The organism is Chryseobacterium flavum (assembly GCF_003385595.1).
Lineage (GTDB): Bacteria > Bacteroidota > Bacteroidia > Flavobacteriales > Weeksellaceae > Chryseobacterium > Chryseobacterium flavum.
Window position 1 is genome coordinate 1 of the sequence record NZ_QNUE01000027.1, and the last position, 16983, is coordinate 16983.

General features: G+C 36.0%; 15 protein-coding genes. 4 read left to right on the forward strand and 11 right to left on the reverse strand.

The features are described 5' to 3' along the window. Positions 1–122 precede the first annotated feature (122 nt). The 3 genes from DRF59_RS19710 to DRF59_RS19720 all read right to left on the reverse strand — a co-directional run bounded on the left by DRF59_RS19710 (position 123) and on the right by DRF59_RS19720 (position 2941). The gene (locus DRF59_RS19710) at positions 123–791 is read right to left on the reverse strand and encodes a TetR/AcrR family transcriptional regulator (protein ID WP_115964176.1); all 669 of its coding nucleotides are present in this window, start codon (positions 789–791) and stop codon (positions 123–125) included. A gap of 642 nt (positions 792–1433) precedes the next feature. Next, complete coding sequence (locus tag DRF59_RS19715; protein WP_115964178.1) at positions 1434–2063, reverse strand: TetR/AcrR family transcriptional regulator; 630 nt, start codon at positions 2061–2063, stop codon at positions 1434–1436. A 524-nt stretch (positions 2064–2587) separates the two neighbouring features. After that, the gene (locus DRF59_RS19720; protein ID WP_123873718.1) at positions 2588–2941 is read right to left on the reverse strand and encodes a hypothetical protein; all 354 of its coding nucleotides are present in this window, start codon (positions 2939–2941) and stop codon (positions 2588–2590) included. 786 nt (positions 2942–3727) lie between these two features. Here DRF59_RS19720 and DRF59_RS19725 point away from each other — a divergent pair. Further along, complete coding sequence (locus tag DRF59_RS19725; RefSeq protein WP_115964182.1) at positions 3728–4174, forward strand: KTSC domain-containing protein; 447 nt, start codon at positions 3728–3730, stop codon at positions 4172–4174. 80 nt (positions 4175–4254) lie between these two features. On the opposite strand, the gene pgl is transcribed toward DRF59_RS19725, so the two are convergent. From pgl to gndA, 3 genes are read right to left on the reverse strand one after another with little or no spacing between them, the layout of a single operon-like run. Next, the gene (gene pgl, locus DRF59_RS19730) at positions 4255–4965 is read right to left on the reverse strand and encodes a 6-phosphogluconolactonase (RefSeq protein ID WP_115964184.1); all 711 of its coding nucleotides are present in this window, start codon (positions 4963–4965) and stop codon (positions 4255–4257) included. 24 nt (positions 4966–4989) lie between these two features. Further along, a complete protein-coding gene (zwf, locus tag DRF59_RS19735) occupies positions 4990–6471 on the reverse strand; it encodes a glucose-6-phosphate dehydrogenase (RefSeq protein WP_115964186.1) in 1482 nt (493 codons plus the stop codon). Between the two features lie 13 nt (positions 6472–6484). Beyond that, positions 6485–7903, reverse strand: coding sequence for an NADP-dependent phosphogluconate dehydrogenase (gene gndA, locus DRF59_RS19740; protein ID WP_115964188.1), 1419 nt, complete (start codon positions 7901–7903; stop codon positions 6485–6487). Positions 7904–8254: 351 nt separating this feature from the next. Between gndA and DRF59_RS19745 the strand changes: the two genes are divergently transcribed. From DRF59_RS19745 to DRF59_RS19755, 3 genes are all read left to right on the forward strand, one after another. After that, positions 8255–8614, forward strand: a complete 360-nt coding sequence (locus DRF59_RS19745; RefSeq protein WP_115964190.1) for a prevent-host-death protein — start codon at positions 8255–8257, stop codon at positions 8612–8614. Positions 8615–8882: 268 nt separating this feature from the next. Then, on the forward strand, positions 8883–9800 hold the full coding sequence (locus tag DRF59_RS19750) for a pentapeptide repeat-containing protein (RefSeq protein ID WP_115964192.1): 918 nt from the start codon (positions 8883–8885) through the stop codon (positions 9798–9800). A gap of 86 nt (positions 9801–9886) precedes the next feature. Next, the gene (locus DRF59_RS19755) at positions 9887–11257 is read left to right on the forward strand and encodes a T9SS type A sorting domain-containing protein (protein ID WP_115964194.1); all 1371 of its coding nucleotides are present in this window, start codon (positions 9887–9889) and stop codon (positions 11255–11257) included. Between the two features lie 270 nt (positions 11258–11527). Here the strand turns inward: DRF59_RS19755 and DRF59_RS19760 are convergent, their stop codons facing one another. The 5 genes from DRF59_RS19760 to DRF59_RS21315 all read right to left on the reverse strand — a co-directional run bounded on the left by DRF59_RS19760 (position 11528) and on the right by DRF59_RS21315 (position 16975). Further along, positions 11528–13324 carry a BamA/TamA family outer membrane protein gene (locus tag DRF59_RS19760; protein ID WP_115964196.1) on the reverse strand — a complete coding sequence of 599 codons (1797 nt, stop codon included), beginning with the start codon at positions 13322–13324 and terminating at the stop codon, positions 11528–11530. Between the two features lie 310 nt (positions 13325–13634). Next, complete coding sequence (locus DRF59_RS19765; protein WP_115964198.1) at positions 13635–14954, reverse strand: aspartate kinase; 1320 nt, start codon at positions 14952–14954, stop codon at positions 13635–13637. A gap of 319 nt (positions 14955–15273) precedes the next feature. Continuing rightward, positions 15274–15624 carry a hypothetical protein gene (locus tag DRF59_RS19770; RefSeq protein WP_115964200.1) on the reverse strand — a complete coding sequence of 117 codons (351 nt, stop codon included), beginning with the start codon at positions 15622–15624 and terminating at the stop codon, positions 15274–15276. Positions 15625–16001: 377 nt separating this feature from the next. Beyond that, positions 16002–16598, reverse strand: a complete 597-nt coding sequence (locus DRF59_RS19775; protein ID WP_115964202.1) for a methyltransferase domain-containing protein — start codon at positions 16596–16598, stop codon at positions 16002–16004. Then, positions 16595–16975: a glycine cleavage system protein H gene (locus tag DRF59_RS21315; RefSeq protein ID WP_115964204.1), complete on the reverse strand. Its 381-nt coding sequence runs from the start codon at positions 16973–16975 to the stop codon at positions 16595–16597. The genes DRF59_RS19775 and DRF59_RS21315 overlap by 4 nt, the downstream gene beginning before the upstream one ends. Positions 16976–16983: the final 8 nt, after the last annotated feature.

Sequence of the window (16983 nt, forward strand, 5' to 3'; positions counted from 1 at the left end):
CAAATGCATAACCAGTCACAAATTAAAATGAAAACCTATAAAAACAAAAACCAAAGTAATAGTAAAATTACTCTGGTTTAATTATTTATTTTTGTACTTAAATCTGTATCAGATTTTCAGGACTAGTCATCCTTCGTTATTATTTTAGCGTTACCTAGGTTTTCATAGGTCTGGTCAATTAAAAAAGAGATAGCCTTCCTGATTTTATCTCTTCCTTCCGGAGCATTGATATCAATACCGCAAAAAATACTTCCGTTTAAAGAGGAATACATGTTCAGATAGTATAGCCCGGAAACCATAATGGCCATTATCGAACGGAGAACATCGGTGTTTTCTCCAAAACGGGAATCCATCATCAGATTAAATATATATTCCCCGTTTTCCTCTTGTGTATCTGTCAGTTTTTTTAGTGACTTCCGGGGTTCAGATAAACGCCATAACAGTAATTTTTGTGCTTCCTTATTGTGATAAACATAGTCAAACTGTGAAAGAAGCATCTGTTCAATAAATGATCTTCCTCCATCATCCGTTTTCGGCTTCATTTCTTCAAGTTTTTCAACTGTCACCCCACTCCAATAATCTTGTGAACGGATATATTCATCAATCAAACCGTCCATTCCGCCAAAATAGGTATAGATCATTTTTTTATCTACTCCTGCAACTTTGGCAATATGATTTACTTTCAATGCCGCATATCCTTTTGTTTTTAGAATTTTCCCAACGGCATCCAGAAATTTTTTTTTACTGCGTTCCTTGTTTCGGATACTACCCGCTGCTGATTTTCTTTCCATAATTAAATATTCGGAGATACAAGTTTATGAATTTTTTTTATTATTTTAGACACCACAAAGTGTCTTAAGCAACCAGCCATATACCACAAATATCATGTTTTTAATGAATTTGATAGCAAACTACATCTTAAAAACAAAAATTAAATAGCTGGTATACAATCAATTACAAATTTTTAAGAAAATTTTTCTGATTTTTAGACACTATTAAGTGTCTTATTTGTATATTTGAACAAACTAATAACCATTCTATCATATAGAATCAGGTAAACCATTACTACCAGCAGCATTACTAAAAATTTAGTAATGTTGCTTTATATTTTTTAATCATCATTTTTATAAATATCATTTCTTCATATTTTCGTAAACAGATAGTGTAGGCACACATAATTTGTAGTACTTTTAAACACCAAAAGGTGTCTTACTTATACAATCAACTATATTCTGCCATCCCCTAACAAAGCATGGTCTATAACTATAATCTTAAAAATATAGCAGTAGTAAGAGAATAAAGCTTATCAGCTATGAAATCAGGATATTTCTTTTACTGTGAAGTTTGATTCAGAAAATAATATTACAGATGGAACAGCTACAACACACCTGTAATATGTGAAAACAAATTATGGTTCTGCAAACTTTCGGCAGCTACAAATTATTATAAGTTTCATCTACCAGAAAAGATACTGCTTTTTTGATATTATCCCGTCCTTCAGCAGTACTCAGGTCTATTCCACAAAAAATACTTCCATTTAAAGATGAATACATGTTTAAATAATACAGCCCCGAAATAAGGATCGCCATTATCGCACGAAAATCCTGTGAATGTTCACCAAAATAAGGATCTGCAATAAATTTAAAAAGCAATTCCCCGTTTTCTTCCTGCGTTTCTGTCATTTTTTTTAATGATTTCCTGGATTCGGACAACCGCCACAATAATAGCTTTTGTAACTCCTTATTTCCAAAAACATAATCATATTGTGCATGCAATAACTTTTCAGCAAATGCCTTGCCTCCATCTTCCGGGCTGGGCATTAAGCTTTCAGGGGTTATATTACTCCAATAATCCTGAGAACGAATATATTCATCCATCAAACCGTCCATCCCTCCAAAATAAGTATAGATCATTTTTTTGTCTACTCCTGCAACAGAAGCAATATCATTGATCTTTAACGAGGAATATCCTTTTGTTTTTAAAATTTTCCCAACTGCATCCAAAAATTTTTTTTTGCTACGTTCCTTGTTCCGGATACTGCCTGCTGCTGATTTTCTTTCCATGATTAAATATTCGGTAATACAAGTTTATGAAATTTTTTATTATTTTAGACACTACTAAGTGTCTTATTTTGTATATTTGCAAAAACTAAACCATGTAATACATAAAAAAACATCATCTGAATTGGAAAAAAATGAATTCCGGACTCAGGTAAAAACAACAGTAAACTTAACAATCTTTAAAGTTGTAAAAAACTGATATAGCCTGACAGAAGGGTTCCCCGGTTCAAAATTGCTTCAAAAGAGTGAGAAGATGAAGTAGTGGAGAAACGATGAAGACATAATGGTGATGAGGTTATTAAAACGGCAAATGAGCTGTTGCAATAACCAGAAAATTAATTCGAATACCGAAACTAGGTAAAAACACGAACTGTGAACAGCACATTAGGTTTCTAATGATGCTGTTTTTTTATTACAAAAATAAAATGCTGCAAAATACGGTTATGGTACATCAGAGCTCAGCATATGAAAGAGATTGCCTGACAGCAATCTCCTTAGTAATAAATTTGAATATCAGGAAACGTTTATCATAATACGCCATAGCAAAATAAGCACATCCAACGTCCCTGATTACCGGCTGCTTCTGCATCAAAAATATAAAGACCTTTACTTTCTATATATTCTCTCTGGCTCAACCTGTCTCCTCCTGAAACATTGGTAATATAGAGTATTGTTCCATCCTGATCCATACCATATAAAGTATTTCCTTTTTCTGTAAGTTCAGCGAGTGTCAATCTTGGAGGCAGTAATCCATCAATAGTCAATACCTCTTTTTTGGCAGTAATATCAAGAGTAGCTTTAGGGGTTTGGGTGTTAATACCTGCTTGTGCAGATAAAATTGATGATGCACAGATAAAGATCATGCTTATCATATTTTTCATAGAAATCATTTTTTGCAAATATAATAAGAGTAAAAAAATAAACATGCAATCCGCAGAAAGCATTATACTGTTGCTTATTTTACTATAAGATTCCTTCAATGATTTGAGAAGCTTTTCTGTTTATCAACAAATTACTTATCAGAGAAACCGGAGGGAAACTGTGCAGATTTTTTTCACAGATCATTGAGAAGGAAAATCCTTCTCAATAGTAAGCTGCTTCAGACGATAGATGATCTTTTTTCACCAATCTGTATTTTTTGTATCATCTACAGCTTTGATCTGTAAAAAAACATAGGAGTATAATTAGGAATATTTGAATCTAAATAATAATTGTAAATATTCATCTCAAAAGTTCATATGCAATATTTTAAAAAACATATTAAACTTTTGTCATAGTAAATCTATCAACAGTTTTAAAATTAGTCCTAAAAAAATGTAAAAAATTATACTGACAAATTGTAATATTGTTTGTACAATTTCATAAAGCATTAAAAAGCAAACGCTTACATGTAAAACCATAAGCTTTAAAATGCTAAAAAATGACATTTTTCAGAGGAAAAATAAAAAGCTACAGACAAAAGTCTACCGCTGTTCAATAAAAAAGCAGCAATTTTCTTCTTCTTTTTAACCTGTACAAGCTTCTGGTATCCGAATATATACTCATTTTTTAAATTATACATGTATACTTATTGCTCTACGTGCAAAAAACAGACTAACAATGAATACATTATAGTTTTATTTAAATATAATTACCTAATTTTGCACCCCGAAAATAAGGATCAAATTATGAAAAGAGTTGGTGAGCACAGAAAGCTTCTTGGGGTTGATAAAAATGTTACTTTAAGAGAATTAAAGACCATCTACAGAAATACAATGAAGGATTCTCATCCTGATAAGTTTATAAATGATGAAGCCGGAAAGCTGGAAGCTGAAGAAAAAAGCAAGGCGGTCATAGAGGCTTACCATTTTTTGGTGAGCATTAATCCTGAGACCCAGGAAAAATATAAGGAAGAATATACTGAGACGATCACAAAATCCAATATTCAGGATTTCTATTTTGAGAAGCAGATTCTGAACATACAGCATTTGAACGGGAAGATGTATGAATATATAGGGGTCCCGAGAAATACGTACATCAAAATGGTAAATGCTGATTCTCCAAGCCGTTTTGCCAGAAGGCATATTTATGGGAACTTCATCTACAGGAAGGCCGGTGAGGCAATGCAGGAATAATTTTCAATTATAAAATAAAGGCTTTCAGAAATATTTCCGAAAGCCTTTATTTATAATCGTTTTTTACCTGTTAAACTTTTTTAGCCTTTTGCTTTTTCATCCGTGAAAAACTGAAACCCTTCTTTTTGATTAATAAGCTGCATTGGGTACAATGCCGGATTGTAAGCTCCGTTAAGAACTTCATTCAGAGCATGCTTTTTAGATTCACCAAATGCAACCACCAATATATTTTCAGCTTTATTGATCAGCGGTGCCGTCAAAGTAATCCTGAACATATCCTGAGATTTCAGATAATATGCGGAAACCCATTTTTCTTTTTCGTCCAAAACATTTTCCCCCGGAAACAAAGATGCAGTATGTCCATCATCTCCCATTCCTAAAAGAATAAAATCAAAAACACCTTCATTACCCAGTATTTTTCTGATCTGCATCTCATACGCTCCGGCATAATCTTCAGGAAGTACTCCATCCTTATACATCGGGAAAATATGATCCCTGCTTACCGGAACCCGGTTAAGAAGTGTTTCAAAAGTCATACGGGCATTGCTTTTCTCATGATCCAAAGGAACCCAACGCTCGTCAACCCAAAAAAAATAGATTTTGTTCCATTCTATTTTTTCTGCATATTCTGCAGTCGCCAGTAATGTAAAGATAGCTTTGGGAGATGATCCGCCACTCAGTGCGACCACAAAACGGTTATTTTTATGTATTGATTCTTTGGCAAGATCTACAAATGTATCAGCTGCTTTTCTGTATAGTTTATCTAAATCTTCAAATACCGTAATATTCATTTCTTATTTTTTTAATTGATACTTTTACACCCAGTGATGTCCCTGTCTTTCCACGAGCGTATAACTGCTTTTAGGCCCCCAGCTTCCTGCTTCATAATTTGGAAAAGACGGATCTTTTTTACTTTCCCAGGCTTCCTGAATTGTAGTGACTACATCCCATGCCTCTTCTACCTGATCTGAACGCATAAACAGAGTAAGATCACCCAAAAGGGCATCCAGCAATAATGTTTCATACGCTTCCGGTGTATCTTCCTGACAGGCGAAATAATCAAAGATCATTTCTACCGGCTGCAGGTCCAGTGAAAGTCCCGGCTTTTTGGTCATAAACTGAAGCCTGATATCCATAAGCGGCTGAATATTGATAATCAGCCTGTTTGCAGACAGCAGATGCGGACTCCCTGAAAAAGTAGACTGGGGAAGCGGTTTAAACTGAATGGTAATATAAGAATGCTTTTCTTTCATTTTTTTTCCGGTACGTACATAAAACGGTACATCCTGCCATCTCTCATTATCAAGATAGAATTTTATAGCGGCAAATGTTTCGGTATTTGAATTTTCAGCAATTCCGTCTTCCTGTCTATAGCCCTTTGCTCCTACACCATCTGCCATATTCTCCCCATACTGCCCACGCACGGCATAATGATCTACCTGATCAGGCGAAATTCTCCTGATAGCTTTAAGCACATCTACTTTACGGTCTCTGATTTCACCTGAAGCCAGTGAAGCAGGTTGCTCCATTGCTACCATGCATAAAATCTGCAACAGATGATTCTGTATCATATCTCTTAAAGCTCCGGTCTGTTCATAGAATGCTCCTCTTGTTTCAACCCCAACTTCTTCAGCTACTGTGATCTGGACCGATTCGATATATTTATGATCCCATAAGGGTTCAAAAATAGAATTCCCGAACCTGAATGCCAGAATATTCTGTACTGTTTCTTTTCCCAGATAGTGATCAATACGGTAGATCTGCTCTTCTTCGAAAGTTTGTGCCAGAAGACTGTTCAGCTCTATTGCAGACTGTTTGTTATGTCCAAAAGGTTTTTCAATGATAATACGGTCTTTCTGGGGGTCAGAAGCCAGTGATGCATTTTTGATATGGTTCGAAATCGTTGAGATAAAATTGGGGCCGATAGACAGGTAGAATAGCCGGTTCGCTCTCATTCCGTAAATCGTGTCAAATTCCTGTAACTTCTGATAAAGCTCAATATAGGACGTTTCCTGATCCAGCTGATGCCGGAAATAGGTAATATGGGCCTGGAAACCTGCCCAATCTTCCGGAGTTACTTTTTTTCTGGAGAAATTTTCAAGGTTTTCCCTGATATAATTCCTGAAATATTCATCGGTATGATCTGCTCTTCCTAATGCAACAATATTAAATCCTTTTGGCATTCTCCCATCAATGTACAGATTATAAAACGCGGGAAAAAGTTTTCTTTTCGCCAAATCTCCTGTAGCACCAAAAATAATAATTGTAGTTGGCTGCAAGATTTTATTTTGATTCATTTTTCGCCAGGTTTTAATTGTTTACACTTTGCCATGAAGTATGGAATACTCCTTCCCTGTCGATCCGCTGATAGGTATGAGCTCCGAAATAATCCCGTTGTGCCTGAATAAGGTTCACCGGCAGGGATTCCGTGGAATATGCATCAAAATATCCTAAAGCAGTCTGAATTCCTAAACTTGAGATACCATTTGCAACTGCATATCCTGCAGTTTTTCTCAACCCTTTGATCTTTAATTTAACAAGCTCTGAAATCTCAGGATCCAGTAAGATATTGGAAAGGTTCGGATCTCTGGTATATGCAGCATAAAATTTTTCAAGCAATACGGAACGGATAATACATCCTCCTCTCCAGATTTTCACAACATCTTTCAACGGAATTCCGAAACCATATTCTTCAGAAGCTTTTACCAGTAAAGATAAACCTTGGGCATAACTGATCAGTGTTGCCAGAAACAGTGCGTCTCCTACTTCGTTTATAAACAGACTGATATCCTCCGGATCTGTAATCTCTTTTCCGGTATACAGCCGGGAGGCCTGAACTCTTTCTTCCTTATAAGCAGACAGAATCCTCGATGTAACCGCAGTGTCAATGGTAGGGATGGAAACTCCGATCTCCATAGCCTGCTCTGAAGTCCATTTCCCGGTTCCTTTTGCTCCTGCTTTATCTAGAATCTGATCTACAAGATAGTTATCCGTTAAAGAATCTTTCTGCTGGAAGATATCTCTGGTAATCTCGATCAGGAACGAGTTCATTTCACCATTATTCCACTCTTTGAAAACTTCATAAAGCTGATCATTATTTAATTTTGCTCCTCTTTTCAGAAGGTCATAGGCTTCACTGATGAGCTGCATGATCGCATATTCTATCCCATTATGGACCATTTTCACATAGTTTCCTGCTGAACCTTTCCCCATATAGGCAGTACAGGGCTCATTGTTAACTTTTGCTGATATGGCTTCCAGCATCGGCTTAAGAAGATGGAAAGCTTCCACATCACCTCCAGGCATAATACTGGGTCCTGTTCTCGCTCCTTTCTCACCTCCCGATACCCCTATTCCCATAAAATGAAGATCTTTAGATGACAAATCAGCAATACGCCTGTTGGTATCCATAAAATAAGAATTTCCTGCATCAATAACGATGTCTCCTTTACTCAAAAGCGGTGTAATATTATCTAAGACAGCATCAACAGGTTTCCCTGCCGGAACCATAAGGATAATTTTCCTGGGAGTTTCCAATGTCTCTACGAAGTCTTCCAGGGTAAGCGCCCCTTTTACTTTCATTCCCGAAGCAGTACCCTCCTCCAGTTCTTTTACCTTCTCTTCATCAAGATCGAATCCTGCAATTGAAAAACCATTCTCAGCAATATTATAAAGAAGATTCCTGCCCATCACTCCAAGGCCGATCATTCCATAATGATATCTTTCCATTGTATTGATATTAATATAAATTCTGTTATACAGAGAATAAAATTACGTAAATGCTGAGGATGAAAAAAATAAAGGTCAGAAAAAATTTCTGTTTTTATATTTAGTCTTCATCAATAAACGGGTTATTTTCTCACATTTCCATACAGCAGTTTTTTACAAGTTCCACAGGGATTTCATTTAAAATCAACATGTTCTATTTAAAATATTTTATAGTTATAAATAAAAGCTTTATCTTTTCACCGTGGATTTTTAGATGAACTGAATAAATTCAATCGTTATTATGGTAACGATCTATTAAAAATACACCGATATTTAACATAATTAAACTTATCTTTACCAAAATTTAAATTAATGAACTACAAGCTTGAGCTTAATACTCAGGAGCCTAACTCTAAAATTGTTTTTAATACGATCCTGTTTGATTCATTCAAAATTAATATCGTAGAAAGATATATCGGATCAGTAAAGTCCCGTTTAACCCTGTGTGAAGCACTGTTTAAAGTCAGAACTTTAGATGATGAGATCATCAAAAGGAAAGATGGTAATATAAGGGTAAAAATTAAAGGTGATAATTTCGAAACCTATCAGCAATTAAGCAGAAGACTGAGCTCGTATGAGTATAAAAACAAACTGATCAACAGAAAAGAAGTTGAGCAGGATTATGTTCATTTCATTTTAGGTCTGGTCATTGCCAATTACCAGCTTAATTAAGATTACTGATATAATACAGTCACGGGCATTGTTCGTGTTTTCTGACCATAATATTATTTACCCTCTTCTTTTGTAACTGTTGTACATTAAATATGGGCCGAGCTTAATTTTTTCGCCGGTACCATCCTGGAAACACTTAATACAACCAGGAGTTGTATAATACAACTATAAATAGCGGTATTACAACCAGAAGTGTCTGTTTATGTGCTTAGCCGGTGAATGCCTCTGACTATCTTTGTCCTGTCAAATCAATTAAAAGACAGCATGTATGGATCTAAAAGTATTAGGCAATAAAATTGCCAGCGCAAGAAAAGAAAATAATATGTCCCAGGCACAGCTTGCCCAGCTTCTGTTTATCAGTCCGCAGGCGGTTGGGAAATGGGAACGGGGAGAATCTGTTCCTGACTTTTTTACCATTAATAAACTTTCAGAGATCTTCAGGGTAGATCTTAATTATTTTTCAGGGAATCAACATTTATCTGAAAATTTACCTGCTGCTCCGATATCGGGAGCAACATTACGGGAAAATGCAGAATCTCCTGAAGAGCGGTATCTCCTGACCAATTTTAATGGTAGTGCCCTTGCAGAAACTGATTTTTCCGGAGTTGTTGCTCCGAAAAGAAAATTTTTCGGCAGTAATCTTCAACGCACTGATTTTTCGGAAGCAGACCTTACAGGTAGTGCCTTTAAAGGCAGTGATGTGCGGGGAAGTAATTTTAAGGGAACAAACCTGACCGACTGCACGCTTACCGCCAGTAATTTTACGGATGCGGAATTCTTCCAGACCATTATTATACGTACCGAATTTATTGCATCGGAACTCAGCGGGGCAAAATTTACAGAAACCAGATTCATTGATTCAAAACTAAAAGCAACCGATCTGAGGAAAACGATATTCGAAAACTGTGAATTTAACGGCGTAGACTTTAAGGCTTCAGATATGGACGGACTTTGTTTTGAAGGATTTACTTTTATAAATGTAAAGTTTGATAACGCTTCTCTAAAAAATACTTCTTTTAAAGGGGCAACTTTAAGAAATGTTTCTTTCCGCCCGACCTTTGCCCTTACCAATAAGTTTTACAAAAGTCTTCAAACCATTAATTTTGAAGGTGCATCAATGGATAAGCTGACCTATGCAGCACTTAAAGGTATGGGTGTAAATCTATCAAAAGCCCTCGTAATGTAAATCTGAAAGATTATTTTTCTGAGGGGAAGGATTCGTGTGCTTTTTTATGCACCTTTTTATGTATATTTAAAGCAAACTTTTAATCCATGAAACAACCATTATTCTTTAAGCAGATGCTTCTTCTGCTCTTTTCTGTCTTGTCTTATTCTTTATATGGACAGACTAATGACTGGCAGCCTCTTGGCCCCAATGACCTGAATCAGCCTTCTTTCGGCACCTCTGATGTCACGAGTCTCACTATAGGAGCTGACGACCAGATCTATTTTGCCTATCGGGATTATGATCATAATAACAAAGCCACTGTGAGAAAGTTTAACGGTACAAGCTGGGAGACGGTAGGTACAATAGGGTTTTCAGAAGGGGCTATTTCTCAGTTAAGTTCGGCTACTGCTCCGGATGGCACACTCTATATAGGCTATCAGGATTATGCGTATGCAGGCAAAATAACAGTAAAGAAGTTTAACGGAATCTCCTGGGAAACGGTAGGCACTCCCGGCTTTTCTTCGGGTATCGGAATCTATACAAGTCTGGTGATTGCTCCTGATGGTACGCCTTATATTGGCTTTTCCGATATAAGCAACAGCAATAAGGCAACGGTAATGAAATTTAACGGAACCGGCTGGGTTGCGGTGGGTTCCGGAATTATATCCACAGGGGGAGCTTACTATACCAGTCTTGCCATTGCCCAGGATGGCACGCTTTACACAGGATATATGGACTTAAACAGTAACAGCAAAGCTACTGTTAAAAAGTTTGACGGAACTAACTGGGTTACGGTAGGAACAGAAGGATTTTCCGTAGATCCTACATCCTACTATACAAGTCTTGTCATAGCACAGGACGGTACGCTCTATATCGGGTATTCTGATTTCGGAAGCATTGGAAAAGCCACTGTAATGAAATATAGCGGAAATACCTGGCAGACAGTAGGTACAGCCCAATTTTCACCAGACAGTGCTGTGTATACCAAACTTGCCATAGCACCGGACGGAACCCCTTATATTGGTTATGCAGACGGCAGTAACAATGGAAAAGCTACAGTGAAAAAATTTAATGGCAGCAGCTGGATTACTGTAGGAACAGAAGGACTCTCTGCGGGAGCTGTCAACTATTATCTTGATCTTGCTTTTACCCAGGACAGCAAAAATGTAGTTATTGGCTATAGCTTATCCGGATCAAATGGTGTCTTTGCCAGATATTATGATACGGACCTGCTGAGCACCAGAGAAACGGGAATACAGCAGTCCGGGATTTATCCTAATCCCTCAAAAGGAGAAGTTAATATCAAAACGAGTAAGCCTATAAAATCTGTTACCATATTTGATATGGCAGGAAGGATGATCTTAACAACCACATCAGACAAAGTTGATCTTTCAGCGTTTCCGGAGAGCACCTATATTCTGAATGTACAGTTTTCGGATGGAACCTCATTGTCTGAAAAGGTGATAAAGGAATAGAAATAACACAGAAAAGTATTTTGTATTAATATAAGCCGGAGTATTAAATGCTCCGGTTTTTGCTAGATACAGGGAGACCTCAACTTCATCCAATCGATTGAAAACCGATCCCATCTTTGCTTTCTTGAAATAATGACAACAGCAATAAATACTTTGTGTATAAACAAATAAACTTCTATAAATGAATGGCCAAAAATGGTAATGAAGAACATGATTCTATTCTACAGGTCTCACTTTAATAACAAATTTAAATTATTCCGGATGCTCTTATCAGTTCCCAAAATTTACAAAGTGAGGAATATCTGTAGAAAAACTGTTCATTGGCAAAAGATTATTCCGGTTACTGTTAAAATCAAAAACAGAATTATTATCAAAAGGAACACGGGGATAATATGTGAAAGACACCTGAATCCTGTTGAAAACCAGAAACGGATTATTAATTAAAACTCCAATCCCTATTTTCATATTTGTTTTTGTTTTCAGAAGTTTATCATCAGGCATTCCCAACCAACCGACTGCAGCTGTTAAATAGGGGCTGAAATGAAAATTTTTCCAGGTTTTATTGATAAACATTTGAAGCTGATACCTTAATACCAGTTTTTTAGTACCGATATAATCCTGATTATATACTGGAAATTCATCTGCAGAGGAAAGGTTTATCCTGTCCTTATATGAGTAATTATGCTGAGGGTTTCCCAATGCCAGGGTTGGTGAAAAAAAATGTCTGACTGAGGCAAATTTCCAATCCATAAGGTTGGTAAAATAGGTACCGTCCAGACGAAAAGATTCCCGGTTTTTGTTATCTTCATTAAAAAACCTTCCGAATTGAGCTTTGATATTAAAATATCCTGCTTTTGTAAAACTGCCATACGATGCAGAAATTCCTGCATAAGGTTTTACCTCATTGTTCCTTGATAACCCTCCGGCTGTGAAACTGACCGAATTACCGTACGCAATATCCTCCGGTAAATCATATTGGAAGATATTTTTCAGAATCGAAAAATTTCTGCGGATAAATTCGACAGACATCAGGAAACTGCTATAAGAGCTAAAATACTGATAACGGTCAATTCCCGGACTGTCTTTGTATTGATAATTCTGAAATCTTCCTGTTACTGCAATATTACCGGAAACTTTCTCATTAGGATCAGATGAAACCGGAATCTGGTAACCACCCCACACATCCTGGCTATATACCTTGATCTGAACCTCCGGAAACGCTATATCAGAAGCTGTGGGAAGCAATACATTGCGCATAAAATACTCAAAATTAACGCCTCCAGCCCACTTGGTCAGGGGCGAAAAAAAATCTCTTCTGATATTGAAACCGACTCTTTCATTTTTAAAAAAATCACGTTCCCCAAGGATTTGTGCATTGATATAGGTGCCAAAAAGATTATAGGCAGTATAGCTTCCCAGAAGATAATTTTGCTTTTCTTTAGAATCATTTCTATAAAGGAAACTGAAATCGTGCCCCAGGCCCAAGACATTTTCTTCTGTAACACCCAAACCTATCTTACTTCCTGAATAACTCAGCCTGGGTTTTAAGCTCCAGGAATCAAGAACTTTTACAATAACATCAATAGAATCCCTGCCGGAATTCACATCTGAAACGTTGATATGTACCCTGTTTATAAAGGGCATTGTTCTGAGCAGACGTTCAGATTCATAGAGCTTCTGGGCATTATACTCCTCACCTTCATGAAAAAGCAGATAATTATTAACTGTAGATACTTTTGTATTGTAATGAAGATGATTGGCCATCCGGTCATACCATCTGGATTGTTCTTTAGTGTCTTTTGAGCCATATCCGAACGGGTCAATGGTTTCTATTCGGATCTTCCTGATATATTTTTTGTTATAGAGGGCCTGTGGCAGCTTTTCAATCCTGGACTTAACCGAAGTGGAATCCGCTTCCCGGCGGAATATCAAACGGTGAATGAATTTGGTTATTTTTCTTTGATCAGAAAACTCTTCTATTTTATAATAAAGTGAATCTTTTTTTTCCTGTCCGTATAAGAAAAAAGTATGTAAGAAGAACAGCAGAAATATAATCAGTTTATTCATACGCATTAAAATTCAGCAAGTTTTCAGATTCAAGAGATAATATTCGAAAATCCTTTGTGTAAGGTTCGTCACCGATTGGAAGATCAAATATAAACCAGAATACCGTTACATTACAAGAAGGTTATAAAATAAAAAACGGAAAAAACATAAAATATGCTTTTTCCGCCAGATACCGTGGATATGAAGCTCCGGGCATTTGTGTTGGTATAATGAAATTAATACACTATTTTAAAACTGTTTATATCAATTCTGATAAATAAAACTGCTTACAGGTGTTTTTATAGTTTTGTTCTTCTCCCACTGCCGGTTTCTAAAACAACCTGTTATGCAGGGATCTTAAGGCTTCTATCTTGTAAACAGAAGGAACCAATAATGAAATATTATTTTCACTTCCCCCATAGGAGATCATACGTATCGGGATATGTTTTACCGCTTCAGAGACGATGGTTGCATAGCCGTGGTTTTCTTTTCTGAAATCCCCCACAATGCAGATGATAGATTGCTCATTATCAGTTTCAACTGCTGAAAAAACTTCTAATTCCCTTACAATTTCAGAAAGGTAATCCGTCTGGTCAATGGTAAGGGAAACAGCTACTTCAGAAGTAGTAATCATATCTATGGGAGTCCTGTAACGTTCAAAAACTTCAAAAACCTTTCTCAGAAAACCATACGCCATCAGCATACGGGAAGATTGAATACGGATTGCTGTGATTCCATCCTTTGCTGCAATGGCTACAATCTGTTTTTGGTTGGTCGTTTCTCCCGAAATCAATGTTCCGGCTGCCTCTGGATTCATGGTATCCAGTAACCTTACAGGAACATTATATTTTCTTGCAGGGAAAACGCTTTGAGGGTGAAGGATTTTAGCTCCAAAGTATGACAGCTCTGCAGCTTCATCAAAGCTGAGTCTGGCAATAGATCTGGTATTCTGAACGTATCTCGGGTCATTATTATGGAAACCGTCAATATCTGTCCAGATCTGGATTTCATCGGCCTGCAATGCTGCTCCCAGTAATGAAGCGGTATAATCAGAACCTCCCCTCTGCAGATTGTCAATTTCACCCTGAGCATTCCTGCATATATATCCCTGGGTGATAAATAAGGTTTCTTCCGGATATTTTGCAATCTCAAGGCCTGCATGCTTTCTGATGAAATCAATATCGGGCTCCTTGTCCTCATCAATCAACATGAAATCCAATGCTGATAATAATACAGAAGAGATTTCCTTTTCCTTTAAGTGTAAGTGAAACAGGGTTGTTGAAATAATTTCACCTTGCGCAAGTATAATACGTTCTGCATCGGGAGTGAAATTTTTATTTTTGAACTGATAAAACAGATCAAAAATTTTATCAATAAAAGCTAAAGCTTCCGATATACCTTTTTCGGTCTTAAATAATTCGTTTACAAATTTTTTATATTTTTCATACAGTACATCAATATGTTTGTAGGCTGCATCAATATCCTTGCTCTCATACAGCTCTGATAATTTTACCAAATCGTTTGTAGTACCGGAAACGGCTGATAAAACAACCAGGTGCTTGTCCGCTGCCTGAGATCTGATAATAGGTAATAACTGTTCAATCCTTTCCGGACTTCCTACTGAAGTCCCCCCAAATTTTAGTACTTTCATAATATGTTAAATTGTTAAAATAATCTTCAAAAAAAAGAGCTTGTCGTGATGACAAACTCCTGATGTATTTCGTTTCTAACCAATAGGAAAATGACTCACGACGTTCGACGTAAGTTCTGTTTCTTTCCTTTTTTTAAGTTAGATAATATCATTTTCTTTTTTTTGCTGGGCAAATATACAAATTTTCTAAAAGTTTATAAGAAGATTTTATGAGAAATATTGGCTGAACAAATTTTTAATTTCAAATTACATAATCTGTATACTGTTCATGGGCTATCTTCCAGCCTAACATATGATTTCAGCCTTGTTCAGATTATGGTTATATATCATCATTTACCAATAATCCCCATTTGTTTTTAAGATATACCTCTAATGGTGTTGTCCAAAAATAAGGAGGAGAGCAATACTCTGTTATTTCTGAAAAGACCGTCTGAATCCGTTCTTCATAAACAGGATGTTCTTCAAATTTTTCGGACCTATCATAATATATTTCATTGATAAATCGGATGAATTCATCATTTTTATCTAATCCTCTGGCTTTTAACTGGTCCATATTTTTAAAAAATTCAATGACAGTCTCTTTATATTGCCCTTCATCAATAGCTGAAAGGAATTCAAAGTTCAGATAAGTATCTATAATACGGTTTACTTCTGTTATTTGGGTTTCCATGTCGGGGTTTAAATTGTTGTAGTTTTTTGATTGTGTTTTATAATGAATATGACCTGAAACATTTTCCTGCCAGTTTTCAAGCTTATAAAACTATCTGTTACCAAATATAAACATTCATTGTATGGTATCAATAGTATTTCGAATAATTATTATACGCCCTCTGTACTTAATTTGATTAAATCTATCGAATAAATTTCTGAACTCTACAGATAAAAGCCCTGTTTGAACCCTGACCATTTTTCAATTACTGTGAATGTTCAAAACCTAATTGACGGAAATCATCTTTCCTTTGCTTTTTCAGTGATCTTTCCACGAATGTACTGCTGGATATTGTGAACAGGTACAAAATAAAATTAAGTATTCAATAACAAAAGTATTCAGGACATTTTTCTCCAAAAACTTAGAAATCCATTACAGGCAGAGTCCACCAGCTCAAAATTTCTTGGGATTTCGTCCCATTTACTCCAATAGGTAACTAAGCGTGTTCCTACAGGTGTTTTATCTAATTGTTCTTTGACATAATTTGAATAAACATCATATAAGTCTCTCTCTGGAATTATAGTATCATCAATGGGAAATGAAGTATCAATATTTTCAAAAAAAGGATTAAAAAAATAAAATGCTCCAAAATCAGAAAAACTGATTTCATCAATATTGGAGTGTATAAATTCTACATTGGTGATATCGTGTTTATTAGCAATTTTTCTTGATATTCTGATAAGCGAAGCTCTTTGTTCCACCCCATAAAAAAAACCATTCGTAGAAGCTGCTCCTACCAGGCAAAACTTTCCGGCACCCGCTCCAATATCCAAAACTTTTACTCCAGGCTCTTCAGCTAAATATGCAGCAGCCATTCTGGCAACAGCAACAGGAGTCCAATGTCTCTCGGCAACTGCTTTTATATGCTCCGGATATAATTCATTAAAAACAGAATCCTTCACATCAACATTCTGTCTGAGCTGTTTAAAAATCATTGGGTTATTTGTATATATTGTTTATGTGTTAAAAATTCGTTCATAGAATGATGGGTTGAAAAAATCAAAAACCAGCAGCCATAAGGATCTATATTGATATGAGAAGGCTTTAAATTTAAATTTTGATTGGTTTCCATGATTTTACAACTACAGGGAGCGATCAGTTCAAAACTCATATTAATTCCGTGAACGACACCAAAAGAATCGTTTTTTCCTATCAAATTTTTCTGCATGGTAAATTCAATCAAATGGATCTCTCCAATTTCCTTTTGAGCATAATCAGTAATCCCCATGCAGAAATCATGCAATCCAATTTTTCTAAACCACAAATGGTTTTCTGTATAATAAAGGTTTTTGGAAACAAGCATATAATACATCAAATAGT